The following is a 254-nucleotide window of genomic DNA, read 5'->3' as shown; positions in this document are numbered from 1 at the left end:
CGGTCACGTCCATGACCCGCTTCAGCCGCCAGCGCTGGGCGCGGACCGCGGGGCGGCGCAGCCGGACGAGCGGGACGCCGCGCACGGACTGCACGAAGCGGTGGGTGTGGGTGACCTGCCAGAACCGGGGGACGGTGAAGATCTCGACGTCGAGGCCCTGGCACCCGCGGAGCACGTCGACGCCGACCATCTCGGGGGCGTTGGAGTAGGCGATGACGACGATCTGGACCTCGTGCTCCGCGACGAGCCGTTCG

The 254-nt window shown here is 72.0% G+C and carries 1 pseudogene; it reads right to left on the bottom strand.

From position 1 onward, the window contains the following. Positions 1-254: pseudogene (locus tag AC0I8G_RS26055) on the bottom strand (sugar transferase); the annotation flags it as partial.

The organism is Kineococcus sp. AC630, from assembly GCF_979255925.1.
This window is presented reverse-complemented; position numbering and strand designations above follow the sequence as displayed.